This window comes from Nocardiopsis sp. CA-288880, from assembly GCF_050955985.1.
GTDB classification, from domain to species: Bacteria; Actinomycetota; Actinomycetes; order Streptosporangiales; family Streptosporangiaceae; genus Nocardiopsis; species Nocardiopsis tropica.
Window position 1 is genome coordinate 3419960 of the sequence record NZ_CP192105.1, and the last position, 25550, is coordinate 3445509.

The 25550-nt window shown below is 74.3% G+C and carries 29 protein-coding genes; 17 read left to right on the forward strand and 12 right to left on the reverse strand.

Features of this window, described 5'->3' with window-relative positions; genetic code table 11:
- Positions 1–100 precede the first annotated feature (100 nt).
- Positions 101–364, forward strand: a complete 264-nt coding sequence (locus ACQPYD_RS14615) for a hypothetical protein (protein ID WP_433701526.1) — start codon at positions 101–103, stop codon at positions 362–364.
- Positions 365–707: 343 nt separating this feature from the next.
- Here the strand turns inward: ACQPYD_RS14615 and ACQPYD_RS14620 are convergent, their stop codons facing one another.
- Together ACQPYD_RS14620 and ACQPYD_RS14625 are read right to left on the reverse strand one after the other, a co-directional pair.
- A complete protein-coding gene (locus tag ACQPYD_RS14620) occupies positions 708–1397 on the reverse strand; it encodes a hypothetical protein (RefSeq protein WP_433701527.1) in 690 nt (229 codons plus the stop codon).
- A gap of 435 nt (positions 1398–1832) precedes the next feature.
- Entirely contained in the window at positions 1833–2636 is an 804-nt protein-coding gene (locus ACQPYD_RS14625; protein ID WP_433701528.1) for an SDR family NAD(P)-dependent oxidoreductase, read from the reverse strand.
- Between the two features lie 87 nt (positions 2637–2723).
- On the opposite strand from ACQPYD_RS14625, the gene ACQPYD_RS14630 reads away from it, so the two are divergent.
- Positions 2724–3572, forward strand: a complete 849-nt coding sequence (locus tag ACQPYD_RS14630; protein ID WP_433701530.1) for a helix-turn-helix transcriptional regulator — start codon at positions 2724–2726, stop codon at positions 3570–3572.
- A gap of 74 nt (positions 3573–3646) precedes the next feature.
- On the opposite strand, the gene ACQPYD_RS14635 is transcribed toward ACQPYD_RS14630, so the two are convergent.
- The 5 genes from ACQPYD_RS14635 to ACQPYD_RS14655 all read right to left on the reverse strand — a co-directional run bounded on the left by ACQPYD_RS14635 (position 3647) and on the right by ACQPYD_RS14655 (position 9810).
- Positions 3647–5101, reverse strand: coding sequence for an FAD-dependent oxidoreductase (locus ACQPYD_RS14635; protein ID WP_433701531.1), 1455 nt, complete (start codon positions 5099–5101; stop codon positions 3647–3649).
- Positions 5102–5198: 97 nt separating this feature from the next.
- Positions 5199–7271, reverse strand: coding sequence for a molybdopterin oxidoreductase family protein (locus ACQPYD_RS14640; protein ID WP_433701532.1), 2073 nt, complete (start codon positions 7269–7271; stop codon positions 5199–5201).
- Positions 7268–8677 (reverse strand): MFS transporter, encoded by a 1410-nt coding sequence (locus ACQPYD_RS14645; protein WP_433701533.1) that lies wholly within the window; start codon positions 8675–8677, stop codon positions 7268–7270. Before ACQPYD_RS14645 ends, ACQPYD_RS14640 begins: the two co-directional genes overlap by 4 nt.
- Before the next feature lie 212 nt (positions 8678–8889).
- The gene (locus ACQPYD_RS14650; protein WP_433701534.1) at positions 8890–9135 is read right to left on the reverse strand and encodes a hypothetical protein; all 246 of its coding nucleotides are present in this window, start codon (positions 9133–9135) and stop codon (positions 8890–8892) included.
- 219 nt (positions 9136–9354) lie between these two features.
- Complete coding sequence (locus ACQPYD_RS14655; RefSeq protein WP_267949987.1) at positions 9355–9810, reverse strand: Lrp/AsnC family transcriptional regulator; 456 nt, start codon at positions 9808–9810, stop codon at positions 9355–9357.
- Between the two features lie 107 nt (positions 9811–9917).
- Here ACQPYD_RS14655 and ACQPYD_RS14660 point away from each other — a divergent pair, with 107 nt between their 5' ends.
- Complete coding sequence (locus ACQPYD_RS14660; protein ID WP_433702055.1) at positions 9918–10328, forward strand: DUF2000 domain-containing protein; 411 nt, start codon at positions 9918–9920, stop codon at positions 10326–10328.
- 83 nt (positions 10329–10411) lie between these two features.
- The gene (locus tag ACQPYD_RS14665; RefSeq protein WP_433701535.1) at positions 10412–11404 is read left to right on the forward strand and encodes a GNAT family N-acetyltransferase; all 993 of its coding nucleotides are present in this window, start codon (positions 10412–10414) and stop codon (positions 11402–11404) included.
- A gap of 48 nt (positions 11405–11452) precedes the next feature.
- On the opposite strand, the gene ACQPYD_RS14670 is transcribed toward ACQPYD_RS14665, so the two are convergent.
- Positions 11453–12016, reverse strand: coding sequence for a hypothetical protein (locus tag ACQPYD_RS14670; protein WP_433701536.1), 564 nt, complete (start codon positions 12014–12016; stop codon positions 11453–11455).
- A gap of 130 nt (positions 12017–12146) precedes the next feature.
- Here ACQPYD_RS14670 and ACQPYD_RS14675 point away from each other — a divergent pair, with 130 nt between their 5' ends.
- The 4 genes from ACQPYD_RS14675 to ACQPYD_RS14690 all read left to right on the forward strand — a co-directional run bounded on the left by ACQPYD_RS14675 (position 12147) and on the right by ACQPYD_RS14690 (position 13414).
- Positions 12147–12644: a hypothetical protein gene (locus ACQPYD_RS14675; RefSeq protein WP_433701537.1), complete on the forward strand. Its 498-nt coding sequence runs from the start codon at positions 12147–12149 to the stop codon at positions 12642–12644.
- Positions 12645–12648: 4 nt separating this feature from the next.
- Positions 12649–12780 (forward strand): hypothetical protein, encoded by a 132-nt coding sequence (locus ACQPYD_RS14680; RefSeq protein ID WP_433701538.1) that lies wholly within the window; start codon positions 12649–12651, stop codon positions 12778–12780.
- Between the two features lie 134 nt (positions 12781–12914).
- Positions 12915–13172, forward strand: a complete 258-nt coding sequence (locus ACQPYD_RS14685) for a Scr1 family TA system antitoxin-like transcriptional regulator (protein ID WP_433701539.1) — start codon at positions 12915–12917, stop codon at positions 13170–13172.
- Entirely contained in the window at positions 13169–13414 is a 246-nt protein-coding gene (locus ACQPYD_RS14690; protein ID WP_352982588.1) for a DUF397 domain-containing protein, read from the forward strand. Before ACQPYD_RS14685 ends, ACQPYD_RS14690 begins: the two co-directional genes overlap by 4 nt.
- A gap of 39 nt (positions 13415–13453) precedes the next feature.
- Here ACQPYD_RS14690 and ACQPYD_RS14695 read toward each other — a convergent pair whose 3' ends face one another.
- Together ACQPYD_RS14695 and ACQPYD_RS14700 are read right to left on the reverse strand one after the other, a co-directional pair.
- Positions 13454–13996 carry an NUDIX hydrolase gene (locus tag ACQPYD_RS14695; protein WP_433701540.1) on the reverse strand — a complete coding sequence of 181 codons (543 nt, stop codon included), beginning with the start codon at positions 13994–13996 and terminating at the stop codon, positions 13454–13456.
- Positions 13997–14118: 122 nt separating this feature from the next.
- The gene (locus tag ACQPYD_RS14700) at positions 14119–15045 is read right to left on the reverse strand and encodes an MBL fold metallo-hydrolase (RefSeq protein WP_433701541.1); all 927 of its coding nucleotides are present in this window, start codon (positions 15043–15045) and stop codon (positions 14119–14121) included.
- 182 nt (positions 15046–15227) lie between these two features.
- On the opposite strand from ACQPYD_RS14700, the gene ACQPYD_RS14705 reads away from it, so the two are divergent.
- From ACQPYD_RS14705 to ACQPYD_RS14730, 6 genes are all read left to right on the forward strand, one after another.
- On the forward strand, positions 15228–15722 hold the full coding sequence (locus ACQPYD_RS14705; RefSeq protein ID WP_433701542.1) for a hypothetical protein: 495 nt from the start codon (positions 15228–15230) through the stop codon (positions 15720–15722).
- 183 nt (positions 15723–15905) lie between these two features.
- Entirely contained in the window at positions 15906–18581 is a 2676-nt protein-coding gene (locus ACQPYD_RS14710) for a helix-turn-helix transcriptional regulator (RefSeq protein ID WP_433701543.1), read from the forward strand.
- Positions 18582–18584: 3 nt separating this feature from the next.
- Positions 18585–19463: an alpha/beta fold hydrolase gene (locus tag ACQPYD_RS14715; protein WP_433701544.1), complete on the forward strand. Its 879-nt coding sequence runs from the start codon at positions 18585–18587 to the stop codon at positions 19461–19463.
- A gap of 9 nt (positions 19464–19472) precedes the next feature.
- Positions 19473–19760 (forward strand): ATP-binding cassette domain-containing protein, encoded by a 288-nt coding sequence (locus ACQPYD_RS14720; protein WP_433701545.1) that lies wholly within the window; start codon positions 19473–19475, stop codon positions 19758–19760.
- A gap of 83 nt (positions 19761–19843) precedes the next feature.
- Positions 19844–20227, forward strand: coding sequence for an AAA family ATPase (locus tag ACQPYD_RS14725; RefSeq protein ID WP_433702056.1), 384 nt, complete (start codon positions 19844–19846; stop codon positions 20225–20227).
- A complete protein-coding gene (locus ACQPYD_RS14730; protein WP_433701546.1) occupies positions 20224–20871 on the forward strand; it encodes a hypothetical protein in 648 nt (215 codons plus the stop codon). The genes ACQPYD_RS14725 and ACQPYD_RS14730 overlap by 4 nt, the downstream gene beginning before the upstream one ends.
- On the opposite strand, the gene ACQPYD_RS14735 is transcribed toward ACQPYD_RS14730, so the two are convergent.
- The gene (locus ACQPYD_RS14735) at positions 20814–21590 is read right to left on the reverse strand and encodes a MerR family transcriptional regulator (protein ID WP_433701547.1); all 777 of its coding nucleotides are present in this window, start codon (positions 21588–21590) and stop codon (positions 20814–20816) included. The two genes, ACQPYD_RS14730 and ACQPYD_RS14735, sit on opposite strands and share 58 nt — an antisense overlap.
- Before the next feature lie 162 nt (positions 21591–21752).
- Between ACQPYD_RS14735 and ACQPYD_RS14740 the strand changes: the two genes are divergently transcribed.
- Together ACQPYD_RS14740 and corA are read left to right on the forward strand one after the other, a co-directional pair.
- Complete coding sequence (locus ACQPYD_RS14740) at positions 21753–22559, forward strand: thioesterase family protein (RefSeq protein WP_433701548.1); 807 nt, start codon at positions 21753–21755, stop codon at positions 22557–22559.
- Between the two features lie 142 nt (positions 22560–22701).
- On the forward strand, positions 22702–23676 hold the full coding sequence (gene corA / locus ACQPYD_RS14745) for a magnesium/cobalt transporter CorA (protein WP_267950005.1): 975 nt from the start codon (positions 22702–22704) through the stop codon (positions 23674–23676).
- Positions 23677–23827: 151 nt separating this feature from the next.
- Here corA and ACQPYD_RS14750 read toward each other — a convergent pair whose 3' ends face one another.
- Positions 23828–24571, reverse strand: a complete 744-nt coding sequence (locus ACQPYD_RS14750; RefSeq protein ID WP_433701550.1) for a metallophosphoesterase — start codon at positions 24569–24571, stop codon at positions 23828–23830.
- 119 nt (positions 24572–24690) lie between these two features.
- Here ACQPYD_RS14750 and ACQPYD_RS14755 point away from each other — a divergent pair, with 119 nt between their 5' ends.
- Positions 24691–25320, forward strand: coding sequence for a CGNR zinc finger domain-containing protein (locus ACQPYD_RS14755; protein WP_433701551.1), 630 nt, complete (start codon positions 24691–24693; stop codon positions 25318–25320).
- Positions 25321–25550: the final 230 nt, after the last annotated feature.

The following is a 25550-nucleotide window of genomic DNA, read 5'->3' on the forward strand; positions in this document are numbered from 1 at the left end:
TAGACCCCCTCCTGCGGTACACGTGCGCGAAGTGCGAGGAGTGGAATCCCAGGGGCGGCCCGCACTGGTAGGAGCATGTACCGGGGGTCAGAACCAGGTGATGCGGTGGGCCGCGCGCCGCGCCGCCTGGCCCGCCTGGAGGTTCGCCCTGCGGTTGCTTCCCCAGTGCGTCGCCCCGGCTCTGGTGGTGTTCCTGTTCCTCGTCGCTCCCGCGCTTCAGGACAACAGCTACGTCCCGGTGGACGTCTTCTGGCTGTTCCCCGCACTCGCGGTCCTGGTGGGAGCCCTCGGAGTCGTGGGAGCAGGGCTCACCACCGCGCGGGCGGCGGCGCGGATCCGCGCCGGGGCGACAGGGCGCCGGTAGGTGCGCGGCTACGCCGCGCCTTATCCCCTTCGAAGGGTCTGGTGGGAGGCCATCGCCCCTGTCGGGGGTCGAGGAGGATCGCTCCAGGATGTGGCGGTAGGCCCTCGCCTGTTCACCGGTCGGCGGTGAGCGCCTCCAGGGCGCGGGACGCCCGGAGCCGCGCAGGGCGAGGAAGGCGTCCACGGCTGCGAGCCGCTTGTTGACGGTGGCCGCGCCCAGGTGGGTGGCCGAGGCGAGGCGGTCGGTGAACGCGGCGAGCTCGGCCTCGAGGTCGTCGGGAAGGTCGGGGGTGCGGCGGGGCCGCCCGGTCCGTGTGTTCACAGAAGTGCGGCCCCGACCGGGCTCACCCTCGGCCGGAGCCGGGCACCCGCACGTGCGCGCACCGGCCCGTGTCCGCGTCCACCTGCCACCCGGCGGCGCGCAGCGCGTCCGCATAGGCGCCGATCTCCTCGGTGAACCACCCCCCGTCCTCCCGCTGCGAGCGCCGGGCCTGGCCGTGGTACACGTACAGGAGCCGCCCGCGCGGCTCCACGTAGAAGCCCCGGGGCTCCCCCACCGCCGTCCAGTCCACCGGCGCGTGCCCTGCCGCCTGCAACACGGCCACCGCCCGGAGCACCTCGGGGGGCGAGCCCTCCCACGCCGGTGTCCCCTGCCCGCCCCACCACTCCCTGCCCGGTGCCTCCACGGGCGCGGCCTCGCCCCGTGCCCGCCGCGCCAGGGCCGCGTCCAGCCCGGCGCGGGAGGCCAGGACCCCGCGCTGGATGCCGTACTCGTTCCCGGAGCGGTGCGCCAGCCCCTGGGACTCGCGCTCCTCCAGGTAGTCCAGGTGCTCGCGCAGCGCGGCCAGACCCGCCTGCGTGATGCGGAAGGCGTAGCCGCGGCTGGGGGGATCGCACGCGGCGAGGAGCCCGGCGTCGATCAGCCACTCCCGGCGCCGCCGGTCGCCGACGGAGGTGCGGTAGGCGAGGATGTGCGGTCTGGCGCCCAGGTCGTAGAGGTCGACGAAGCGGGCCGGGGTGAGGCGGCCGGGCATGGGGGTCTCCATCGTGTCGGGGTCGGTGGTGGGGCCTGCGCCCGGGGGACGGCGGAGGCGGCCACCGCCACCTTGGCCCGTCCCTCCGACAGTCCGCACCCGGCCCCGGCGGTTCGGGAGGTCGGGGCTGTGCGGCCATGGTCGCAGGGTGTCCCGTGGAGCGCGGCACGGGGCGCCGGCGTGCTGACCGGCCTCCGGGAAGGCCGCACCGACCTCGCCGGGCAGACCTCCCACAGCCGCCCCGGCAGCGTTGCCCGGGGCGGCGCACACGGTCCGGCGCGGCTGGCCGGGGGGCGTGTGGGCCCCTCGCTCCGGCGCCGGAACGAGGGACCTCCCTCCGGCCCGTGCCCCGGGCCCTGCCGGGCGCCGCCGACCGTGCCGCCCGCCGTCGGCGCCGACGCCGGAGGTCCCCTCCTGCCGCCCGGACGTCCCCGATCACACCGCCTGAATGCCGCCGTCCACGGGCAGGATCGCCCCCGTCACGTAGGAGGCGCGGTCGCTGAGGAGCCAGGCGGCCGCCTGGGCGATCTCCTCGGGGTCGGCCGCGCGGCGCAGCGGGGTGCGGGCGCTGAGGTGGTCGATGATGCCCGGCGACCTCTCGTCCCAGCCGTACATCATCTCGGTCAGCGTGGTGCCGGGGGCGATGGCGTTGACGCGGATGCCCTCCGGCCCGTAGGTGGCCGCCGCCGATTCGGTGAGGCTGTTGAGCGCCCGCTTCGTCGCACCGTAGGAGGGCAGCGCGGGGTTGCCCCTCAGGCTGCCGACGGAGGAGGTGTTGACGATGGCGCCGGTGCCGGAGGTGGCCCGGATGGCGCCCACCTGGGCGACCATGGCAGCCCAGGGGCCCCTGAGGTTCACGGCGTAGACGTGGTCGAAGTCGGCCTCGGTCGCCTGGTCCATGGGGCCGGGCGGCACGGCGGTCGCGCCGTTGTTGAAGGCGACGTCGAGGCGGCCGTACAGGGCCACGGCGCGGTCGACGGCGCCGCGGATGCTGTCGCTGTCGGCCAGGTCGCACACCGCGTGGTCGGCGGTTCCGCCCGCGGCCCTGATCTCCTCGGTCACCGCCTTCAGCTGTTCTTCGGTCCGGGCCGCGAGCAGGACCCTGGCGCCCTCCCGGGCGAACAGGCGGGCCGCGGCGGCGCCGATGCCGCGGCCGGCCCCGGTGACGAGGGCGACCTTGCCGGCCAGGAGGCCCGTGGCGGCGTGGGTGGGGGTGTCGGTGGTCTGTGCAGTGTTCATGGAGGTGAGCCTGGCGCGGACCGCGCGGCCGATCCAGGCACCGGCGGTACCTGGCTACCGCCCCCGGCCTGCGTGCACACTGGGGGCGTGGACAGAAGAGAGCTGGCCGGATTCCTGCGCGGCAGGCGTGAGCGCATCGCCCCTGCCGACGTGGGGCTGCCCGTCGGTCCGCGCCGCCGCACGCCGGGACTGCGTCGCGAGGAGGTGGCGCAGCTGGCGTACATCTCGACCGAGTACTACACGCGCCTGGAGCAGGCCCGCGGTCCGCGCCCCTCGCGCGAGGTGCTCTCGGGCCTCGCCCGGGCCCTGCGCCTGTCGGACGCCGAACGGGACCACCTGCACCACCTCGCCGGCGCGCCGCCCGGGCCGCCGGTCGGCCCCTCGCGCGAGGTGCGGCAGAGCATTCTCGACCTGCTGGGGCGCCTGCCGCAGGCCGCGGCGATCGTGCTGTCCGCGACCTACGAGGTGATCGCCTGGAACGACCTGGCGGCCGCCCTCCTGGGGGACTTCTCCGCCCTGCCCCGGCACGAGCGCAACCTCGTGCGCCACGCCTTCCTCGCACCGCGCTCGGACAAGCGGCTGCACGACCCCGCCGAGGCGGAGGCGTTCGCGCGCGCCGCGGCCGGGCACCTGAGGGCGGCCGCCGCCCGCTACCCCGACGACCCCGAGGTGGCCGCGCTGGTGGGCGACCTCCTCTCCGGCAGCGCGGAGTTCGCCCGGCTCTGGGCCGACCACGACGTGCGCACCGGGCCCGGCCTGCGCAAGACCCTCCGGCACCCGCTGTTGGGCGCCCTCACCCTCAACTGCGACGTCCTGGACATCGCCGACCGGGACCAGCGGGTCGTGATCTACACGGCCGACCCCGGCTCCCCGGCGGAGGAGGCGCTGCGCCTGCTGTCGGTGGTCGGCACGCAGCGCATGGACGTGCCGGGCTGAGGCGGGCCGGTGCTTCGGGGCCCGGCCCGGACCGGCGGACGCAGCCCCGCCGACCGGGGCTCCCGGCCCCGGGGTCAGGCGACCGGGGCGGGGGCCTGGGCGCCCATCCCCGACAGCAGCGCGTTGACGTCGCGCACGCACCCGCCGCACCCGGTGGTGGCCCGCGTGGTCTCGGCGATGGCCTCGCGGGTGCGCGCCCCGTCCAGCCAGGCCTGCTCGATGTCGGTGCGGGTGACCGCGTTGCAGCGGCACACCGGCGCCTCCGCGACCGAGCCCTGCCCCTCGGGGGCGGCGGTCGGCAGTCCCTGCAGCAGGGCCAGCCGGTCGGCGGGCACCGGGGCGCCGGTGTCGAAGAGCTGGGACAGCGTCGCCGCGGCCTCGGGGAACCCCAGGAGCACCGCGCCCACCACCTTCTCCTCGCACACCGACAGCTTGGCGTAGCGCCCGCCGTAGGGGTCGCTGATGGTGACCGTCTCCAGCCCCTCGGCGTCGTCGGCCTCGTGCACCCTGCCGAACGCGGTCAGCTCGATGCCCTCGGCCTTGAGCCGGGTCAGCGGCCGGGCCCCGGTGTAGAGGGCGTTCGGCGCCGTTCCGGTGAGCCGCCGGGCCAGGACGCCCGCCTGCTCCCAGCCGGGCTGGACCAGGCCCGCGCCGCCGCCCGGGTGCTGGGCGCAGTCGCCGATGGCGTGCACGCGGGCGTCGGAGGTGGACAGGGCGTCGTCCACCAGGATGCCGTGCTCGACCTCGATCCCCGCGTCCGCGGCCAGTTCGGTGTTGCCGCGCACCCCGGCGGTGACCACCAGGGCGTCGCCGGGCAGGATCCGGCCGTCGTCCAGTTCCAGGCCGGTTCCCGGGATCCACCGGGAGGCCACCCGCCAGGAGTGCACGGCCACTCCCAGGGCGGAGTAGCGGTCGGCCAGGATCCGGGCGGCGGGCTGGTCGATCTGGCGGCGCATGATCCAGGGCGAGGACTCCACCACCGACACCCGGGCGCCGCGTCCCACCAGGCCGCGGGCGGCCTCCAGGCCCAGGACCCCGCCGCCCAGCACCACCACGGGCGCCCCGGGCCGGGCCAGGGCCAGCAGGCGGTGGCAGTCGGCCAGGTCGCGCAGGGCGGTCACCCCCTCCCCCGGCGCCCCGTCCGGCGCGGTCGCCCCGGTGATCGGCGGGAAGGCGGCGCGCGCGCCGGTGGCCAGGACCAGTTCGTCGTAGGCCAGGTGGCTGCCGTCGTCCAGGGCGACGGTGCGCCGCTCGGTGTCCAGGGCGGTGGCCGTGACGCCGGTGCGCACGGTGACCCCCGGGGTGTCGGGGACGGGGAGCCGGATCTGGTCGGCGCTGTAGTCGCCCGCGACGATCCCCGACAGCAGGACCCGGTTGTAGGCGGCGTGGGGCTCGGTGCCGACCACGCTCACGTGGACGCGCTCGCCCCGGGGGTCCAGGCGCGCCACCTCCTCGGCGAAGCGGGCTCCGACCATGCCGTTGCCGACGACGACGATCTGACGCGGGGACGCGCCCTGCACGGTGCTCAACTTCTGCCTCCTGGTGTGGGGTGTGCGTTCCCGGGCTGCGTCGGCCGGGTGGACGGGTGCGGTGCGGGGCGGGCGGCGGCGCCCGCGGCGGACGGGATCAGGGCTCGGGTTCCAGGCGCACGGCGCTGACCTTGAACTCGGGCATGCGGCTGGTGGGGTCCAGGGCCGGGTTGGTGAGGTTGTTCGCGGACTGGTCCCCGGCGTAGTGGAAGGGCAGGAACACGGTGTCCAGGCGCGCGGTGGGCGACAGGCGCACCCGGGCGCGGGTGCGGCCGCGCCGGGAGGTGACGCGGGCCCAGTCCCCCGCGGCCAGTCCGGCGCGGGCGGCCGTGTCCGGGTGCACCTCCACGTACGCCTCCGGTTCGGCCCGCCCCAGCTCGGGGACGCGGCGGGTCTGGGCGCCGGACTGGTAGTGGCCCATGAGCCGCCCCGTCGTGGCGACCAGCGGGTAGTCGGCGTCGGTGGCCTCGGCCGGGGGCCGGTGGGACACCGCGAGGAACCGGGCGCGGCCGTCGGGGTGGGCGAAGGAGTCCAGGAACAGGCGGGGCGTGGGCGCGGCGTCCGCGCGCACCGGCCAGTACAGGGCCTCGCCGGAGTCGAGCCGTGCGGGGGTGACCCCGGAGTAGTCGGCGGCGCCCCCCGCGGAGGCGCGGCCCAGCTCGGCCAGGACGGTGTCGGGGTCGGTGGCGAAGCGCTCGGGGGGCTGGCCCAGCCGCACGGCCAGGTCGGAGAGCACCTGGAGGTCGGTGCGCACCCCGGGGGGAGGCTCGGCGGCCCGGTTGCGGCGCAGGACGCGCCCCTCCAGGTTGGTCATGGTCCCCGACTCCTCCGCCCACTGGGCGACGGGAAGGACGACGTCGGACATCGCGGCGGTCTCCGACAGGACGAAGTCGGCGGTGACCAGGAGGTCCAGTGCGGCCAGGCGGGAGCGCACGCGTCCGCTGTCGGGGGCGGAGACCGCCGGGTTGGAGCCGAACAGCAGCATGGCGCGCGGCCCCCCGTCGGCGCCCAGGGCGTCCAGGAGCTCGAAGGCGGAGCGGCCCGGCCCGGGCAGGGTGTCGGGGTCCACGCCCCACACGCCGGCGACGTGGGCGCGGGCGGCGGGGTCGTCGATCCGGCGGTAGCCGGGGAGCTGGTCGGCCTTCTGGCCGTGCTCGCGCCCGCCCTGGCCGTTGCCCTGCCCGGTGATGCACCCGTAGCCGGAGCCGGTGCGGCCGGGCAGGCCCAGGGCGAGGGAGAGGTTGATCCACGCCGAGACGGTGTCGGTGCCCTTGGCGTGCTGCTCGGTGCCGCGTCCGGTCAGGACGTAGGCGGAGCGGTTGCGCGCGGCGGCGCCGAGCAGGTCGGCGGCGGCCCTGATGTGCGCGGCGGGCACACCGGTGACCTGTTCGGTGTGCTCGGGCCACCAGGCGGCGGCGTGCTCCCAGGCGGCCTCGAAGCCGGTGGTGCGGGAGGCGACGAACTCCTCGTCCACCCATCCCCCGACGCGTACGGCGTGGAGCAGGCCCAGGGCCAGGGCCAGGTCGGTGCCGGGGCGGGGCGCCAGGTGCAGGCCGCCGTTGTCGAGGGCGACCTGGGCGGTGGCCGAGCGGCGCGGGTCGACGACCAGGAGGGCGGGCGCGGACAGGTGGCCCATCATCGGCGGCATGGTCTCGGCGGGGTTGGCCCCGGCCAGCAGGACCGCCTCGGCCCCGCCGACGTCGGAGAGGGGGAAGGGCATACCCCGGTCCAGGCCGAAGGCCCGCATACCCCCGGCCGCGGCCGAGGACATGCAGAACCGGCCGTTGTAGTCGATCTGGGAGGTGCCCAGGGCCAGGCGCGCGAACTTGCCCAGGGTGTAGGACTTCTCGTTGGTGAGCCCGCCGCTGCCGAACACCGAGACGGTGTCGGGGCCGGACTCGGCGGCCAGGGCCAGCAGGCGCTCGGCCACGTGGTCCAGGGCGGTGTCCCAGTCCGTCTCCACCAGGTCCGAGTCGCGGTCCTTGCGCATCAGGGGGCGGGTGAGGCGGTCGGGGACGGTGAGGACCTCGGCGGAGGTCCACCCCTTGCGGCACAGTCCGCCACGGTTGGTGGGGAAGGGGGCCGGGCGGGCGGCCAGGCGCCCGTCCGGCCCGGGCTCCAGGCGCATGGCGCACTGCAGCGCGCAGTAGGGGCAGTGGGTGGTGGTCATCGCGTGGTGGTCTCCGCCGCGTCGGCCGCCGGTGCGGCGGTTTCGGCGGTCCGGGCGCCCTCGGGGGCGCGGGCGGGCTTGCGCAGGTAGACGGCCCAGGTGACCAGCGCGCACAGCAGGTAGAAGGCGCCGAAGGCCAGGAAGGCGGGCGCGGTCGACCCGGTGGCGGCGAACGACTCGCGGAAGGTCACGTTGATGGCGACCCCGCCCAGCGCGCCCACGGCGCCGATCAGTCCGAGCATGGAGGAGGAGACGCGCTTGGTCCGGGCCAGGGCCTCCTCGCGGGGCTCGCCCGCGGCGATGGCGTCCTCCGCCTTGGCGGCGTAGATGGACGGGATCATCTTGTAGGTGGAGCCGTTGCCCAGGCCGGTCAGGACGAACATGACCGCGAACGCGCCGATGAACAGGCCCAGCTGGGAGGCCTGAACAGCCAGGACCAGCACGGCGGCGCAGGCGGTCATGGCGGCGAAGACCCACAGGGTGACGCGGGCGCCGCCCAGGGAGTCGGCCATGCGCCCACCGACCGGGCGGATGAGGGAGCCGATGACGGGCCCCAGGACGGCGATCCCGGCGGACTGGACGGGGGCCAGGCCGAACTGGGCCTGGAGCAGGAGCCCGAAGGCGAACCCCGTGCCGATGAACGACCCGAAGGTGCCGATGTAGAGCAGCGACATGATCCAGAAGTGGCGGTCGCGCGTGGCCGAGAGCTGCGCGGGGATGTCGCTGCGCACGTTGACCAGGTTGTTCATGGACCGCCACGCCCACCAGGCGGCGAGGAGGATCAGCGGGGCGTAGAAGAGGGGGACCAGCTGCCCGGCGGAGGTGGTGAACAGGGCGATGACGGCCAGGCCCACGAGCTGGACGGTGGCGACCCCGATGTTGCCGCCGCCGGCGTTCAGGCCCAGCGCCCACCCCTTCTCCCGCTCGGGGAAGTAGGAGTTGATGTTGGCCATGGAGGAGGAGAAGTTGCCGCCGCCCAGGCCGGCGGTGGCGGCCAGGGCCAGCATCAGCCAGAAGGGGGTGTCGGGGTTCTGGACGAGGAAGAACGCCGCGCCCGTGGGGATCAGGAGCAGCGCCGTGGAGACGATGGTCCAGTTGCGGCCGCCGAAGATCGGCACGGCCAGGGTGTAGGGCACGCGCAGGATCGCGCCGACCAGGGTGACCGCCGACAGGAGCAGGAACTTCTGCTCGGGTGTGGTGGAGAAGCCGTGTTCGGGGAGCATGAACAGCACGAGCACCGACCAGATGCTCCACACGGAGAACCCGATGTGCTCGGAGGCGATGGAGGCCCACAGGTTGCGGCGGGCCACGGGACGGCCCTCGCTGTTCCAGAACCCCTCGTCCTCGGGGTCCCAGCGGGAGATCCAGCTCTTACCGGTGCGCTGGGCGCGCTGGCCAGACGTCACGACCGGGCCTTCCTTTTCGACGGCAGATGGCGGGTTCGACGGATACCGATGAAACCGAAGGTAGGAAGCCCGCGTTGCCTGGACGTGTCGGGCCGTAACACGCGGGAAACAGTCGGCTCACCCGGGCGCCGCGCGGGCGGTGAGGCCGACGTCCTCGCAGGTGGGGGTCGTGGCCTCGGTGCGGAGGTGTGGCGGGGGACACGTCGGGCCGGTCAGTCCTTCTTGTCGTCGCCCCCGGCGTCCGTGTCGCCGTCGGTCTCCTCGCCCTCGTCCCGGTCCTCGTTCTCGGCGCCGTCGTCCTCGGGCTCGTCGCCGCCGCCGGTGAACGAGCCGAGGGCGACGCCGACGGCCAGGCCGATGCCGATGCCCAGGGCCAGGTTGTCCATGACCAGACCGAAGGCGGCGCCGAGGGAGAGCCCCAGGGCCAGGCCGATGCCGATGTTGTTCTTCGTGCTCATGCGTTCCTCGTGTCCGGTGGCGGCCGGGGCCGTGTTGTCCGCACACGCCCCGTGATTCCCAGGCGTCACAAAGGTAGCGTGGTCGGCGTTCTCGGCCCACTCGGAGACGAAAAGGGGGGTACCCGCCCCGGTCCCCGTCCAGTGGTCGATCGCCGCGAGGCGGACACGGGGCCGCCCGCCCCGGGCCGGGGCGGGCGGGGAGTCTCCCGGCGGAGGGCGTCAGTCGAGCGGTGCGACGACGTGCTTGCGGGCGCTGTCGTAGATGATCTGGCTGCGGAAGCTCGTCACCTCCCGACGCTGGGTGAGCCGGTCGATGAGGAAGCTGTGCAGGGTGTCCAGCGAGGGCACCGACACGTGCACGAGGAAGTCCTGTTCGCCGGCCACCACGTAGACCGCCAGTACCTCGGGCAGGGCGAACATCGCCGCCTTGAACCCCTCGATGACCTGGCGGCTGGGCGGGCGCAGCTGCACCGACACGAACGCCTCCACCGGCCTGTTGAGCGCGGCCGGGTCGATGTCGGCGTGGTAGCCGCGGACGACCCCGCGCCGGTGCAGCAGCCGGACCCGTTCCAGGCAGGTGGAGGGGGCCACGCCGAGTTTCTGGGCGAGGGAGCGGTTGGTCTGCCGCGCATCCTGCTGGAGTTCGCGCACGATCGCCGAATCTAGTTCGTCCATGCCCTCCAGCCTAGAAGCCGTGACGAATAGTGTTCGGAACCAGCCCCCAACCCGCGTGCTTATGGCTAGTTTCTGGACCGCTGGAACGTCATATGAACGGGGAAATCATGACCATGGACACCAAGCTCGTCATCATCCTGCGCGAGGACCTGCCTCCCGCGATCGCCGCCAACGCCGGCGTGGTGCTCGGGCTGGCGCTGGGCGGACGCCTGGAGAACTCCGTGGCCGCCGACACCAAGGACGCGGACGGCGGGGTGCACGCCGGGCTCAACCCCCACCCGGTGCCGACGCTGGTCGCCTCCGGCGAGCGGCTGCGCGAGATCAAGGCCGGGGCGGACGAGCAGGACCTGACCGTGGTGGGGTTCAACGAGGTGGCCCGCCGGTCCCGCGACTACGGCGCGTACATGGACGCGCTCGCCGCCACCCCGGCGAGTGACCTGGAATACGTGGGCGTGGCGCTCCACGGCCCCCGCGCCGCGGTCAACAAGCTCACCCGGCAGCTGCCCCTCATGCGCTGAGGCCGGGGCGCGCACCCGGCGGCCGACCCGCGCCGGGCGGGCCGTGGTGGGACACCCGGCCACTCGTGTGGCACGGTGGCACTGTGAGATCCCTGGTGGAAGTCCTCGACCCCTCCACGGCCCCGCACGACGACCTGGCCGCGTGGGCCTCGGTCTACGCCGACGGGCAGAGCGAGGTGTCCGGCAGCGCTCCCGAACCGGAGGCCCTGGTCCGGCAGCTGCTCCGGACACCGGCCGGGGAGGCGTGGCGCTGGTCGGCCCGGGCAGCGCCGGGCGATCCGGTCCAGGGGGTGGCGGAGCTGCGCCGCCAGCCGCACGACGTGAGGCTCGGCTTCCTGCGCCTCTTCGTCGACCGGGCGGCGCGCCGCCGGGGGCTGGGACGGGCCCTGCGGGAGGCGGCCGCCGCCGAGGCGCGCTCCCTGGGCGTGGTGGGACTCCAGAGCACGGTGCTGGCCGGGCCCCCGGGTGAGCCCTTCGCCCACAGCAGCCCCTACCTGCGCACCCTGCTGCGCCTGGAGCTCCAGAGGCAGTACCTGGACGAGGAGACCCTGCGGCGCTGCTGGGGCGTCGCCTCCAGGCCCAGACCCGGGTACCGGCTCACCCACTGGCTGGACCAGGCCCCCGACGCCCTGGCGGCGTCCTTCGGCCGGGTGCTGGACCACGTGCTCGACGCCCCCGGGGCGATCCTCCAGACGGGTGCGCGCAGCTGGGGCGCGGACCAGGTGCGCGAGTGGGAGCGCCGGATGACCGACGACGGTTCGCGCCTGGTGGTGGGGGCGGCGCTGGACCGCACCACCGACGAGGTGGTCGCCGCCACGGTGAGCACGGTGACGCGGGGCCCGGTGGCCGACCAGCACGACACGGCCGTCCTGCCCGGGCACCGGCGCCGGGGCCTGGCCAGCCGGGTCAAGGCCACCCAGGCACTGCGCGTCCACGACCTGTTCCCGCACGTGGAGGCCATGGCGGTGACCATCAACCGGGAGAACGCCCCGATGCTCGCGGTCAACCGCTCCCTGGGCTATCGGAGGGTCAGCGAGCGGCTGCTCGTGGAGGAGGCGCTGGTCCACGAGGGGTGAGGAGCGGTCGCGGCGCGGCCGGGTTCCGGGGGCCGGGGTCTTGTCGGCTCAGTCGCGGTAGCGCGCCGTGAGCGCCTCCAGCTCCTCCAGGGAGGCCACACGTTCGACCTCGGCCCCGGTGAGCTGGTTGATCATGTGCCGGTAGCCGTGCGCCTGCTCCCTGGTGGGAAGGCCCCCCGCGTGGACGAACGGCAGCCCCAGCTCCATGCCGCACACCGCCCGCGGCTGCACCCGGTGGGGGCGGCTCGCCACCGACCAGGCCACCCGGACGGCGTGCTCGTTGCCCGGCGGGACCCCGGGGCGGTCGACCTCGCGGGCCGCGTAGCGGAACCCGTCGGCCAGATCGCAGGGGGCGCAGCCGCGCTCGCCCGCCCCCAGGCTCTCGCCGCAGTCCTCGCAGGTCAGACGGTCGAGCGCGGCGTCGACCACGCGCCAGTCGAACTGGTCGGGGCCCTCGGCCACCAGCCGGGCCAGGTCCTGTTCCTCCGGACTGCCCGGCTCGGCGCCCCAGACCGCGCACACCCGCGACCAGGCCCTGTCGACCTCCGCGCCGATCAGCTCCATGGCCTCGGCCAGTTCCCGGCTGCGCCACCGCCGGCGCGTGCTCCCCATACGGGCACGCTAACCCGGACCCCTCCGGGGCGCGAGGGGATTTGCGCCCTCGCACGGGGAACCGTGCGGGATGCTGGTGTCTCCTATCCGCAGGGGTTTCCCGCCCCTGTCACGTGAAAGGCGGCGCACAGTGGAGTTCGACCCGGCGATGTTGGCCGACGAGGGGTCCAAGGTCCTCGTGCAGGAGATGACCCGGACCGGCTGGGAGCTGGTGAAGGGCGGTTTCGCCCGGGTGTTCGGCCGCGGCGAGGCCGACGAGGCGACCCTCGCCGAGCTGGAGACCTCGCGCGAGGAGGTCCTGGAGGAGGACGAGGAGCTGACCGAGAGCGTGCGGGGGATGTGGAAGGTGCGGCTGCGCCAGCGCCTGAAGAACGACCCCGAGGCCGTCGCGGAGCTGCGCGCCCTCCTGGACGAGATCGCGCCCGAGCCGGAGAGCCGGGGCGGCGTCACCAACATCCACCACGGCGACGTCCGTGACCAGGGCATCCTCATCCAGGCCGGGAGCATCGAGGGAGGCGTCCACCGCCACACCTACCAGGGCGACCACGTGGACATGCGCGGCGCGAAGGCCGGCGGCGACGTGATCGGGACCCAGCACAACGACGGAAACCGCCGCCGGAAGAGCTGACCACGTGGGCAGGAAGAAGAAAAAATCCCCCAAGAAGTCCGGCTCGCGCGTCGACATGCGCGAGCCGGTGTCCCGGCGGGACGCCATCGGGGTGCAGAACAACTACGCCGCGCCCGAGGGCTCGGCGCCCTGCTGAGCCGTGCGGTCGAACGCCTGGGGACCGAGAACGACCCCTCCTTGCACGGCAGGGCCGCCCGGGCCTTGGCGGAGGTGTGGGCGGCCCTCGGGTGACCGGTCAGCGCCAGGTGACGACTCCTCCGAAGGGGTACTGTGAGCCGTTTCGAGACGGGCATCCATCCGATTCGTCGGACGGAGGTCGTGGCACTACTCGATCGGGAACAGCCGCCCGTCGTCCGTGTGGTGTTGGACGAGTCCGTGCTGCGCAGACAGGTGGGTTCCTCGCGAATCATGAGTGCTCAGCTGCAAGCACTGGCTGCGGCTGCCACACGTGATCGTGTGGACATCCGGATCCTCTCCTACGAGGAATCGGCCGAGTTCATCACGACCCTCAGCAAGGAACTCAGGTGAGCGACGAGAATCCGCAGGCCTCCACTCCATCAGAATTGGAGAGGGCTGCTTGGCGCATCAGTAGCTTCAGTGAAAGCGGTGGCGGAAGCTGTGTCGAGGTCGGTCCGCTGAACGACGGGACGGGCCGGGTCGCGGTCCGCCACAGCCACTTCCCCGACGGTGCGACGATCCTCTACACCCGCCAGGAGTGGGAGGCCTTCACCCGGGGCGTCCGCGCCGGAGAGTTCGACTTCCCCGAGTAGGTCCGTGGCTCCGGCCGGCCCCCTCAGACCCGAACCCCGTCAGACCTCGTGGCCGTCGAGGGAGCAGGCGTACAGGTACAGGAGCGCGTTCATGGACGTGCCGCCGACCAGCTTGCGCTCCCGGACGAGTGCGGGGACCCGGTCCAGGGCGACCCACTCGACGCGCTCCGCCTCCCAGGTGTCGGTGGGCTCCCCCACGTGTTCGGCCCCGTCGGCGACGAACACGTGGTGCTCGCTGTCCATCAGCCCGTGGGAGGGCTGGGCGTACACCAGCGGCCGCAGCGGGCCGGGCCGCCACCCCGTCTCCTCCTCGACCTCGCGGGCCGCGGCCGACTCGGGGCTCTCCCCCTCGTGCAGGCCTCCCATGGGGATCTCGTAGGTCCAGGTGTCGGTGATGAACCGGTGCCGCCACAGGAGCAGCACGTTGCCGTTCCCGTCCCGCACCACCGCCCCGGCCCCGCCCGGGGTGCGGATCAGCCGGTGGCCGAACCGCTTCCCGCCGGGCAGCTCGACGTCGGCGACGCGGACGTCGAGCCACGGGTCGGTGTAGAGGGGCTTCTCCGAGTGGACGGTCCAGCGCACGAGTGCTCTCCCGGTGAACGAGGGTGGTGGCCGCCGACGGCGACGCCGTGGGTGTACCCGTGTGGGGCGGCGCTCACCCGGCCCGGGTGCGGCGCGGCCGTCGGTCCCCGGGGCCAGCGGTGTCAGGCAAGGCCCGCCCAGGGGTCCTCGCGCCGCCACAGGGTGGGGAAGTGCAGGGAGACCCCCTGTTCGGCGGCGAGTCCGCCGAGGACGCGCATGGTGGTGTCCAGGTCGTCCGCGGGCCGGGGCAGCGCGCGCAGGGGTTTGTCGAGCGGTCGGAAGAAGTCGTCCCAGTGGATGAGGACGGCCCGGCGCGCCCCCACCGCCCCGACCGTCTCCCGCCAATAGGTCCGGATGTAGTCGTCGTCCCGGCTGCCGAGCTGCCCCACGCCGAGGTAGGCCACATCGGCGGAGTACCCGGCCAGGGCGCCCGGCACGAACCCCGCGCTCCCCTGGATCAGCGCGGACGCGCCGCCGGTGTGCCGCAGCAGGAGGGACCAGGCCTCGCCGCAGCGGTACGCGGAGACCCGGACCGGCGGTGTGACGGGCGCGTCGATCTCCCCGGGGAAGCGGTCGGGCGGGCAGTGGCGGGACTCGACCGGGGTCAGGGTGAACGGGCCGTACACCAGGGGTTCGCCCGGCACGGCGCGGACGATCCTGTCCTCGGGCAGGCCGCCGCCGCGCCCGATGTTGGCGGTGGACGCGCCGCCGACCAGTCGGGCCCCGGTCCGCAGGGCGACCGCCGCCGAGTCCATGGCGTGGTCGAAGTGGGTGTGCACGGGGACCAGGGCCTCGAGCGAGGTCACCCCGGCCCGCGCCAGGGCGGCATCGATCCGTGCGGGGTCGGGGGCGATGCGCCGCAGGCCCACGGAGGTCAGCGACGGACGGGAGAAGAACCCGTCGGTCATGACGGCCGAGTCCCCGTCTCGCACGAGGAGCGTGGAGACCCCCAGGAAGGTGACCGAGGGGCCGGGGCCCGCTCCGGCTTCCGGGAGGTCGAAGAGGCCGGTGCGGCGGGAGAGGTCGGGGCGACCGAGGCGGACCTTCATGGGGCGGAGTCTAACCAGGGCCCCTCCGGTCGGAGCGGCGCGGGAAGCCCTCCGGGCCGGCGTCGTCGCCGGGAAGTGCCGGGGACCGCCGGTGAACCGGCGGTCCCCGGCCGGCGGGCACGGGATCCGGCGGCCGGCCCTCCCCCGCGGTCCGCGGGTCCGGCCCGGCGGACAATGGGGACGTGCTCATTCGACGACTGCGCCACACGGCCCTCCTGGAACACGTCAACATCGTCCTGATCGCGGCGGTGACCCTCGGCGTCCTGGGCATGCCCGCGAGCCCCGCCAACCTGGCCGGGCTCGGCCTGGTCGCGCTGCTGCTGTTGGAGGGCGGAGCCTACTGGTGGCTCAAGGTGCACCAGCTCAGGGTCCGCGCGCCCCGCCCTGCCGGGATCGGCGTCTTCCGGACGCTGGGCCGCCTCAACCTCGCGCTGTTCGCCCTGGGCGGTGCCGTCATCGCCGGAGCCCTGGCCACCGGCGCGTCCGGCGCGCACGTGTGGCCGGGGGCAGCCCTGTGGGGGTTCGCTGTGCTGGAGCACGTCAACTACTTCCACCTCCAGCTCTCCCACCAGTGCCGGGCCGACCTGGCCCGGCTCCGACGCACCCGGCGCCTGCACCCCTCACCGCTGGCCCGTGACCTGCGCGGCCACCGTGCTCGGACGCCCGCCCCTCGGTAGCCGGGGCGACCGCGCGAACGGTGGCCGCCGCCCTGGCTCCCCCAGGCCGGGGCGGTCGTCAGGACGGACCGGCCACTTCACCTCGGCCCTGCCTCCGGTCTTCTCCACGAACGCCTAGACGCCTGCTGGCCCCACTACCTCTCGCTGCCGCGTTCCGACGGCCCTCCTTTACAGTGGGTCTTCGTGCTTTACGGAAGATCTGTGGAAATCGGCGCGCTCGACGAAGTGATCGCCAGGGCCGGCCACGGCTGCGGCGGGGCGCTGGTGCTCCGGGGCGAGGCCGGCGTCGGCAAGACCGCCCTGCTCGACGCAGCGGCCGAGCGGATCGAAGGGATGGGGGTGCTGCGGACCGGCGGCGTCGAGTCCGAGTCCGATCTGGCGTTCGCGGCGCTGCACCAGCTGCTGTGGCCGGTGACCGGATTGCTCGACGCGCTGCCCGGGCCGCAACGCGACGCCGTGCGAGCGGCCTTGGGGCACGCCTCCGGCGGCACGGGCGACCGCTTCCTCCTGGGCGCCGGCGTGCTGTCGTTGCTGGTGGAAGCGGCGGGCCCGGAGGGCCTGGTCTGCGTGGTCGACGACTTCCAATGGATCGACCGTGCGTCGGCCGACGCGCTGCTGTTCGCCGCCAGGCGGCTGGGCACCGAACGGATCGCGATGTTGTTCGCCGTCCGCGGTGACGCCCCCGTCAAGGGCGTGCCGTCGACGGTGGACGTGGGCGGCCTGCCCGAGGACGCTGCGGCCGAGTTGCTGGAGTCCCGGCACGGGCTGCCGGCCGCCCCGGTGCGACGGGAACTGATCAAGCTGACCGGCGCGAACCCCCTGGCCCTGGTCGAGATCGCCGCCCGGCTGACGCCCGCGCAGCTCGCCGACCGCGAACCGCTGCCCGACCCGCTGCCCGGCGGCGCCCGGCTCTACGGCGACCGGGTGGCCGGGTTGTCCTCCCCCGCCCGGCTGGTCGCCCTGATCGCCGCCCTCGAGACCGACCTCGAGGTGGTCCTGCGCGCCGCCGAACAGCTGGCGGACAGGGAGTCGGGGACCGCGGCGACGGCCTTCGCCGAGCTGGAGGAGTGCGGGCTGGCCGGGGTGTCGGGCGCCGGCGTGCGCTTCCGTCACCCGCTCATGCGATCCGCGGTCCACGAGGCGGCCGCCCCGGCCGAGGTCCGCCGCGTGCACGCCGCCCTGGCGGAGCTGACCGCGGGCGACCGCAGGGCCTGGCACCTGGCCGGAGCCGCTCTGGGCCAGGCCGAGCCGGTTGCCGTCGCGCTGGCGGAGGTCGCCGGGCGGGCTCGCGACCGTGGCGGGTACGGCGCCGCCGCCTCCGCCCTGACCAGGGCCGCCGAGCTGACCCCCGAACCACGCGCCCGCGCCGTCCGGCTCAAGGACGCCGCCGTTTCGGCCTGGCTCGCCGGTCGGCCGGGACAGGCCGAGTCGCTGCTGGCAGAGGCACGCGAAGGGGCCGGCGGCGACAGCGCGCTCGCGATGGAGATCACCCGGCTCCGCGGTCGGTTCGAGCTGAACTCGGGCAACGCCGCCGAGGCCGTGCGGATCCTGGCGGCGGGCGACAGCCTGGACATGCTGGCCGACGCCGTGGAAGCGGCCTCCCACGTCGGCGACACGGCCGCCGTCGTCGAGCTCGGCCGACGGGCGACGGCGCACCCCGAGGGGTTCCTGCGGGACACGGTGGCCGGTATCGGGCTGACCCTGGACGGCGACGCCGCCGGACCGGGACTGCTGCGGCGGGCACTGGCTCGGGCCGACGAGCTGGACGACGCGGTGGGCTGCCTCTGGGCGACGGCCGCGGCCAGCGCTCTGGGAGAGTCGGACCTGGCGACCGGGATGGCCGAGCGGGCCGGGCGAGTGGCCAGGGTGTCGGGGATGGCCGGACAACTTCCCGTCGTGCTGGGGTTCGTGGCGACCGCCGACCGCCTCGCGGGGCGGCTCGCGCACAGCCGGGCCGTCTCCGAGGAGGGCCTGGCGCTGGCGCGGGAGGCAGGGTACGAGAACACGGTGGCCGCGCACCTGGCCAATCTGGCGGTGCTGGCGGCTCTGCGCGGCGAGGAGGAATCCTGCGAACGGCAGGCCCGTGAGGCGCTGGCCATCGCCCTGCCGCACCGGGTGGGGCTGAGCGCGGGGGTGGCCTCCTACGCGCAGGCGATGCTCGAGTTGTGCCTGGGCCGCTACGCGTCGGCGCGCGACCGCTTCCGGGTCCTCGCGGTGGCGGGGCCGGGCACGGGACATCCGACCGTGGCCTGGCGGACCATGCCTGACCTGATCGAGGCCGCGGTGGGCGCGGGCGACGAGACCGGTGCCCGAGCCGCGCTCTCGGCCTACGAGCGGTCGACCGAGCACGCCGTGACGCCGGAGTCGCGCGCGCTGCTGGCCCGCTGCCGGGGGTTGGCCGAAGCGGACGAGGAGGCTTTCGGGGAGGCGCTGCGGCTGCACACCAACCCGTTCGAGGCGGCCAGGACGGCGCTGCTGCTGGGCGAGCGCCTGCGCCGCGCGCAGCAGCCGGGCCGGGCGCGAGCGCACCTGCGGACGGCGTGGGAGGTGTTCGAGCAGGCCGGCGCCCGGCCATGGGCGCGGCGCGCACAGGAGGAGCTGCGGGCGGCGGGCGAGTACGGCGGCGCCCCGTCCCCCGGCGTGCTCGACGCGCTGACCCCGCAGGAACTGCGCATCGCGGGCCTGGTCGCCGACGGGTTGTCGAGCAAGCAGATCGCCGCCCGGCTCTTCCTGAGTCCTCGTACGGTCGAGTACCACCTGTACAAGATCTATCCGAAGCTGGGCATCGGCTCCCGTACGGATCTGGCGCGGCTGGTAGTTCTACGGAAGGCCCCCGTGGCCGGGGACGACATGCTGTGAGGCATGCAGAACGTGACCATCTGGAGTGAGGGGTTCGGCGCCGAGACGGACGCGCCGATCCTGTTGATCATGGGTTCGATGTCGCAGGGCATCCTGTGGCCGGACGAGTTCGTCGGCCGCCTGGCCGCCGGAGGCCGCCGGGTGATCCGGTACGACCACCGTGACACCGGCATGTCGGGCACCGTCGACTTCGCGACCGCGCCGTACACCTGGGAGGACATCAAGAACGACGTCTACCGCGTGCTGGCGGCCCACGGCCTGGAGAGCGCCCACCTGGTGGGCCATTCAGCGGGCGGGCTGCTCAGTCAGCTCATCGCCGTGGAGGCGCCGGAGCGGGTGCGGTCGCTGACCGTCATCGCCTCCTCGCCGCTCGGCGGCGGCGAGAGCCAGGTGCTCGTGCGGGCGCTGACCGGTCAGCCGCAGTCCGAGGGCAGCCTGCCGGCGCCGGAGCCGGAGTTCGTGGAATTCTTCCGCACGCTGATGGCCTCCCCGCCCGCCCAGGACCGCCGCACCCTGATCGACGGCATGATCGCCGAGCAGCGTGTGCTGCACGGCACCGGACTGCCGTTCGACGAGGACGCGGCGCGCCGGCTTCAGGAACGCGTCTACGACCGGGCGCGCGACCTGTCGGCGGCGGCCAACCACCGGCTGGCCGCGGGGGCCGACCCCGACTTCGAGCCGGTGGACGCGCTGCACCGGGTGCAGGCGCCCACGCTGGTCGTCGAGGGCAGCCACGAGCCGGTCAAACCGGGTCACGGCGCGTTCATCGCCGAGCAGATCCCGGGGGCCCGACTGATGACAGTGGCGGGCATGGGGCACACGCTGCCACTGGAGACCCACCAGGAACTGGCCGACGCGATCCTCACGCACACGGCCGGGTGAGGAAGTCTGTTGCAGAACCCCTGCGTCCCCGCCATCGAAGTGGCGGACCTGACTCAGCGCTTCAGCACCGCGCTCGCCGTCGACCGGCTCAGCCTGAGCATCCCGCCGGGGATGTTCTACGGCATCGTGGGGCCAAACGGCGCCGGTAGGACCACCATCCTGACGGCTGTGTGCGGGCTGCGCCGTCCGACCGCGGGCACAATCAGGGTCGCCGGTCATGATCTGCGCACCGCGAGGGAGGCCGCGCTCGCGCAGCTCGGCGTCATGATGGACGGGTTGTCCTTGCCGAGCGACTGACCGCCGCCGAGATCCTGCGCTACAGCGCGGGGCTGCGCGGCCTGGACGACGGCTGGCGGGCACGGGCGGGCGACCTGCTGGAGATCCTCGGACTCGACGCGGTTCCACGCACGCTGATCGTGGAGTACTCCACAGGTATGCGCAAGAAGATCGGTCTTGCTCTGGCACTGCTGCACCGGCCCCGGGTACTCGTACTGGACGAGCCGTTCGAGGCGATCGACCCGGTCTCTGCCCGCTCCATCGAGCATGTGCTCAAGCAGTACGTCGACGCCGGCGGCACGGTGGTCCTGTCGAGCCACATCATGGACTTCGTCGAGCGCAATTGCCGGCGGGTCGCGGTGGTGGTCGGTGGCCGGGTGCTGGTCGAGGGGCCGGTGGAGCGAGTGGCCGGGGACTCGACACTGAACGAGCGGTTCGTCGAGCTGGTGGGCGCAGATCCGGTGCGCCCGCTGGAATGGCTGTCATGACGCGCGCCTTGTTCGCGCTCAAGCTGCGCCTGTTCCGCGACGGCCCGCACGACGAGCGCGTTTTCAGCCTGGTCACCGGACTGATTCTGGCCGCCCTGGTGATCGCGGGCGCGTCCTCGGCCACCCATGGCGTGATCCACGAGGGCTGGATCGCCGTGGCGCTCACGGTGTGGGGCGGTATGTGGCTGTTCGGGCCGCTGGCCCAGCCCCGCCATGAGCCGTCGGTCATCTCCCACGAGTGGTTGCGCGGATATCCGCTCCGGCCGTGGCGGCTGGCGCGGGCGCTCTCGTGGACCGAACTGCTGGGCGTCGGCCCGCTGGTCACGCTGGCGTGCCTGTCGTCGCTGGTGGTGCTGGCCGCGCCGGGCGGCGCGGCGGCGGTGGTGGTCGCCATGGCTGCGGTGGCCGCGTTCGTGTGTCGTCGACGAACGCGTCACCAGCCGCGTACGGGAGGTGGGAAGACCGGGACGGGCCTGCAGAGGCGGAATCCGACCGGCCGACCGGGGGCACTCGGCGGACCGCCTTCGGACGACCGGGCCCGGGGCCGCACCGGACTGTGCGGCTTCCGGACGGTTCCCCGGCGTGTTCAGCTCCCGTCCGCGCCGCGGCGGGCGGCGTTGGCGGCGAAGGCGTCGCGCAGGTAGACGCTCAGCCCCTGGCCGTGGGCGTCGACGGTGGCGGTGAACCGCTCGTCGTCCGCGTACAGCTGCCCCAGCCCTCGATGGGTCTCCACGGTGCAGTCGTAGAACCAGCGGGTGATGTGGGCGCGGTGCCGCTCGGCCAGGTCGGCGGCGGCCTCGCTGTCGGCGGGCACCCCCTCGTCCATGGCGCGGGCCAGGGCCCGGTAGACCTCGGCGGCCTCGGCCTGGCTCCGCAGCCAGTCGTCCCTGGTGTAGCGGCCGACGTCGCGCAGAGACCGGTCGAACGCCTCGGGGTTGCAGGCGCCCCAGCGTTCGCGGGCCTCCTCGGCGCGGGCGTCGACGTCGAAGTCCCCGAAGAGTTCGAGGCGTTCGCCGGGGGTGAGATCGAGTTGCATGGTGTCGGCCTCCATCAGGCGTTCCAGCCCCCGCGCCATGGTGCGCAGGCGGTCGATGCGCTCGGTCACCAGCGCGTGCTGCCGGACCAGGTGGTCGCGGGTGTCGGCGGCGGGGTCGTCGAGGAGCTCGGCGATCCGCTCCAGACCGAAGCCCAGTTCCCGGTAGGTGAGGATCTGCCGGAGCCGCTCCAGGTCCCGCTCGCTGTAGCTGCGGTAGCCGGACGCGGTGCGTTCGGCGGGGACGAGGAGCCCGATGGTGTCGTAGTGGTGCAGGGTGCGGACGGTCTGCCCGCTGATCCGGGCGGCCTCGCCGACGGTGTGGCCCATGGTGTTTCCTGTTCCGTCGCTGGTGGTGACGTGTCCACGACGTTAGGGGTTGACGCGGCGTGAGGGTCAAGCCCTTTCCCTGGGAGGAGAGGCCCGGGAGAAGGGGCCCGGGAGGGCGGCCCGGGCACACGCAGCGCGGCTACCCGCCGGTAACCTTGGGGGATGAGCCTTGACGACACCACCGAGGGCTTCCAGTTCGACCGGGACACCCGCGTCGAGAAGCGGAGCGACGGCGAGTTCACCGCCACCCTCACCGACGGGTGGACCACCTTCACCTCCCACCCCAACGGCGGCTACGTCCTGGGCACGGCGCTCAACGCGCTGGCCCAGGGGATGAGCCAGCCCGACCCCCTCGTGGTCTCCGCGTTCTTCCTGCGCCCCGCCGCCCCGGGCAGGGCCGAGATCCGCACCGAGACCATCCGCGAGGGCCGCCGCACCGCCACCGGCCAGGTCGTCCTGGAGCAGGGCGGCAAGGAGGTCCTGCGCGCCACGGCCACCTACGGCGACCTGACCGCGGAGGGACGCGTCCTGCACCTGGAGGGGCCGCCGCCGCTCCCCGCGCCGGAGGAGTGCCCGGTGCCCGCGGAGTTCGACGCGCCCGAGGGCCTGACCATCGCCCACAGCGTCGAGTACCGCTACCCCGCGCGCCCCGGATGGCTGGACGGGAAGAAGGACGGGCGCCCGCACGTCGAGTTCTGGATGCGCTTCGCCGACGGGCGCCCCGCCGACGTCCACTCCCTGCCGGCCATGGTGGACTTCGCCGTCCCGGCGGTGCTGGAGATCGGCGAGTTCAGCACCATCACCGTCGAGCTGAGCGTGCACGTGCGCGCCCGCCCCGCCCCCGGCTGGCTCGCCTGCCGGGTGTTCACCAAGCACGTCTCCGGGGGCCTGCACGAGGAGGACATGGAGATCTGGGACAGCGAGGGCGCCCTCGTCGCCCAGGCCCGCCAGCTCGCCATGCTCCTCTGAGGGGTCGGGACCCGCGGGTCGGGGGCCGGCGCCACGAGCCGGCCCCCCGATCCGGCCCGCCCCGGAATCCCGTGCGGGGGCGCGGGTTCCGCGGCCCGGAACCGGTTCTGGGAGCGCGACAATGCACCCATAATTGGGCTCCGTGATCATAGACAAGGCGATCTACCACGCCGGTCGGCGGCAGGACATCGACGGCGACATCAGCGACGCCTTCGACGAGGCCCGCCGTGACCAGGACGACTGCTTCGTGTGGATCGGGCTCCACGAGCCCACCCCGGAGGAGTTCGCCCTCATCGAGGAGGAGCTCTCCCTCCACCCCCTGGCGGTCGAGGACGCCCTCACCGCCCACCAGCGTCCCAAACTGGAGCGCTACGACGACACCGTCTTCGTCGTGGTCAAGACGCTGGCCTACCACGAGGACACCTCCGACGTGGAGGTCGGCGAGGCCATGCTGTTCGTCGGCGCCGACTTCGTGGTCAGCGTCAGGCACGGCACGGGGAACCCCCTGGGCAGGGTCCGCGCACGCCTGGAGGCCGACCCCGAGCTGCTGTCCGCGGGACCCGCCGCCGTGCTGTACGGCGTGTGCGACGAGGTCGTCGACCACTACGGCACGGTGGTCCACAAGATCGAGTCCGACATCATCGAACTGGAGCGGGCGGTCTTCCAGCCGCGCGGCGGCGACGTCACCGAGGACATCCACCACCTCAAACGCGAGGTCCTGGAGTTCCGGAGCGCCGAGAGCCCGCTCATCCCGGTCCTGGAGGAGGTCTCCAAGGGGCGGATCCCCCGGTTCGAGGAGACCAAGGAGTACTTCCGCGACGTTCTGGACCACCTGCTGCGGGTGGACGACCAGGTGGACGACCACAACGAACTGCTCACCAGTGCGCTCACCGCGCACCTGGCCCTCCTGGGCAAGCAGCAGAACGAGGACGTCCGCAAGATCTCCTCCTGGGCGGCCGTCATCGCGATCCCCACCATGATCGCGGGGTTCTACGGGATGAACTTCGACCACATGCCCGAGCTGCACTGGCTCTTCGGCTACCCCATCATCATGGGCGTGATGGTCGGGGCCTCGGCGCTGGCGTACCGCCAGCTCCGCAAGAACGGCTGGCTGTAGGGGACGGCGCGCGCGGCCGGGGGCGCTCCTCCGCCGGAGCGGGGCTCCGGCGGGCGTCCCCGGCCGCGCGCGCTTCCGCCGGGGAGAGGGGGCGGTCCCCGTGAGGGCCGCCCCGGCCCTCCCCCGCCGGGCCCGCCGTGCGGCCGTGCGTTCAGACCACCGCGCGGAAGTGGGTGGTCAGCCGGTGGTCCTCCTCCAGGACGTGGAAGGCCACGCCGGGCGGCTGGTCGCGGTTGAAGGCGGGCTCGCCCTCCCACGGCATGCGCAGGGTCCACGTCACCCCGGGCGCCAGCAGCAGGGGCCGTCCGGCGAAGGTCGTCGCCCCGCCGGTGTGCGCGTGCCCGACCAGGATTCCGGCCACCCGGGGGTGGGCGGCCAGGAGCCCGGCGAGGTCGTCGGCGTTGTCCAGGCGCATGGAGTCGGGCAGCGGGTGGTGGACGCGCACCGGCGGGTGGTGCAGGGCCAGCAGTGCGGGGGTGTCGCCGGGCAGCTCGTTCAGCGTGTCGTTGATCCAGACCAGGGTGGCCGCGTCGAGGTGGCCGCCGTCCTCGCCGGGGACCGTGGAGTCGCAGGCCAGCACGGCCGCGCCCGCCACGTGGTGCACCCGGTTGACGGGTTCGCCCGATCCGGGCTCCCCCAGCAGCACCTCGCGGTAGGCCGCGCGGTCGTCGTGGTTGCCCGGGCAGCTGAGCACCGGGAAGGGCAGGTCCAGCAGGCCGGCCGCCTCCGCGTACTCCTCGCGTGCGCCGTGGTCGGCGATGTCGCCGCTGACCAGGAGGGCGTCGGGGGCCTGGGAGAGTCCGCGCAGGTAGTCCACCGTCCGGGTGGCGCGCTCGGTGGCGCGGTCGGTCCCGTCCAGGTGCAGGTCACTGATGTGGGCGAGCAGAACCGTCATGGTCGTCCTCTCGCGGGCACGTTCCCGCCCCGCACTTCTAACGGATAAGTTAGCCTTAAGCGTTAGAACGTTAGCTCGTGGGCAAGGCGACGGGCAAACGGGACGAGGACGGGGAACCCATGCAACGCCATCTGGCGCTCGAACTGGCCAGCACGATCCGCCACGACGGCTCGGGGGGCGTCGCGGACGACCTGGACACCGTCCCGGACACCGCGCGGTGGCTGGCGTCGGTGGCGGACCTCCTGCCCGGAGCGCCGGTCCTGGACCCCGGGGCCGGCGAGGACCTGCGGGACCAGGTCCTGGCGCTGCGCGGCGCCGTCAGGGCGCTGCTCGCCCGGGCCGTGCGCCCGGGGCCGCCCAGTCCGGCCGATGCCCACCGGCTCCTGCCCGCCGAGCAGGCCCTGGAGCGGCTCAACTCCGCGGCCGCCAGGGAGCCCGTCGTGCCGCGGCTGCGCTGGGACGAGGGCGACGTGCCGGTGGTCGAACTCCGGTCCGGCGGCGGAGCCTCCGACACACGGGTGGTGGCGGCGCTGGCCCGCGCCGCCATCGCCCTCCTGCACGGTCCCGACCGGGAGCGGCTGCGGGCCTGCACCGCGCCGCGCTGCGTGCGCTACTTCGTGCAGGCCCACGGCCGCCAGCAGTGGTGCGGGACCGCTTGCGGCAACCGGGCCAGGGCCGCCCGCCACTACGAGCGCCAGGTCCTGGCCCGCTCCGCGGCCCGGCCGCTCCGGAGCGTCGTGGAGTCCTAGCCGTCGCTGGGCGGGTCGACCGGGTGCGGTGGCCGGGGCCGGGCGGCCGACCCCCGGGGAGCGCTCGTGGGGCCGCGTCCCGCGGGTCCGCCCACGGGGAGCCCGCGGCCCGCCCGCACCCGGTCGGGGGAGCCGGGGCGGTGCGGTCCCCCGGGCCCCTGCCCCGCTCCCCGTGGCCTCCCTGGCGAGGCGGCCCCGGGTCGGACGCGTCGGCCGCGCGACGCCCCCGG

What these genes read in the sequence shown, in the direction of transcription:
- ACQPYD_RS14755 (WP_433701551.1), top strand. Translation starts at nt 24,691, where the DNA reads ATGCAACGCCATCTGGCGCTCGAACTGGCCAGCACGATCCGCCACGAC.
- ACQPYD_RS14700 (WP_433701541.1), bottom strand. Translation starts at nt 15,045, where the DNA reads ATGAAGGTCCGCCTCGGTCGCCCCGACCTCTCCCGCCGCACCGGCCTC.
- ACQPYD_RS14655 (WP_267949987.1), bottom strand. Translation starts at nt 9,810, where the DNA reads ATGGACGAACTAGATTCGGCGATCGTGCGCGAACTCCAGCAGGATGCG.
- ACQPYD_RS14740 (WP_433701548.1), top strand. Translation starts at nt 21,753, where the DNA reads ATGAGCCTTGACGACACCACCGAGGGCTTCCAGTTCGACCGGGACACC.
- ACQPYD_RS14640 (WP_433701532.1), bottom strand. Translation starts at nt 7,271, where the DNA reads ATGACCACCACCCACTGCCCCTACTGCGCGCTGCAGTGCGCCATGCGC.
- ACQPYD_RS14715 (WP_433701544.1), top strand. Translation starts at nt 18,585, where the DNA reads ATGCAGAACGTGACCATCTGGAGTGAGGGGTTCGGCGCCGAGACGGAC.
- ACQPYD_RS14735 (WP_433701547.1), bottom strand. Translation starts at nt 21,590, where the DNA reads ATGGGCCACACCGTCGGCGAGGCCGCCCGGATCAGCGGGCAGACCGTC.
- ACQPYD_RS14750 (WP_433701550.1), bottom strand. Translation starts at nt 24,571, where the DNA reads ATGACGGTTCTGCTCGCCCACATCAGTGACCTGCACCTGGACGGGACC.
- ACQPYD_RS14615 (WP_433701526.1), top strand. Translation starts at nt 101, where the DNA reads ATGCGGTGGGCCGCGCGCCGCGCCGCCTGGCCCGCCTGGAGGTTCGCC.
- ACQPYD_RS14625 (WP_433701528.1), bottom strand. Translation starts at nt 2,636, where the DNA reads ATGAACACTGCACAGACCACCGACACCCCCACCCACGCCGCCACGGGC.
- ACQPYD_RS14650 (WP_433701534.1), bottom strand. Translation starts at nt 9,135, where the DNA reads ATGAGCACGAAGAACAACATCGGCATCGGCCTGGCCCTGGGGCTCTCC.
- ACQPYD_RS14660 (WP_433702055.1), top strand. Translation starts at nt 9,918, where the DNA reads ATGACCATGGACACCAAGCTCGTCATCATCCTGCGCGAGGACCTGCCT.
- ACQPYD_RS14730 (WP_433701546.1), top strand. Translation starts at nt 20,224, where the DNA reads ATGACGCGCGCCTTGTTCGCGCTCAAGCTGCGCCTGTTCCGCGACGGC.
- ACQPYD_RS14620 (WP_433701527.1), bottom strand. Translation starts at nt 1,397, where the DNA reads ATGCCCGGCCGCCTCACCCCGGCCCGCTTCGTCGACCTCTACGACCTG.
- ACQPYD_RS14670 (WP_433701536.1), bottom strand. Translation starts at nt 12,016, where the DNA reads ATGGGGAGCACGCGCCGGCGGTGGCGCAGCCGGGAACTGGCCGAGGCC.